The 271-nt window shown below is 38.4% G+C and carries 1 pseudogene; it reads left to right on the top strand.

Annotated features, from left to right (window positions below):
* Positions 1-106: 106 nt before the first annotated feature.
* Positions 107-271 (top strand): annotated as a pseudogene (locus ACNQ0T_RS24280) (FAD-dependent oxidoreductase); the annotation flags it as partial.

Here is a 271-nt window from a genome sequence, read left to right as displayed (position 1 = left end):
AACAAATACTTTCGATACTTAACAATTTCAAAATATATGATAAGATCATCATCTCAATTTGAAATTATTTACTATATAAAAAACAAGATTGTTATTGAGGTTATAGATGAAAATCTCGAGAAGAAAACTATTATTAGGGGTTGGTGCTGCTGGTGTTATTGCTGGGGGCGCAGCTGTTGTCCCTATGATCCGCAGAGAAGGTCGTTTTGAATCTACGCCATCACGCGTACCTGCAGTCGCGGGTACCGAAGGTAAATTACCAGCATCTGCT

Origin of the sequence: Enterobacter cloacae complex sp.6700776, assembly GCF_048284255.1 — a bacterium.
GTDB classification, from domain to species: domain Bacteria; phylum Pseudomonadota; class Gammaproteobacteria; order Enterobacterales; family Enterobacteriaceae; genus Enterobacter; species Enterobacter intestinihominis.
The sequence above is the reverse complement of the archived record's forward strand: the minus strand, read 5'-3'. Positions and strand labels throughout refer to the sequence as shown.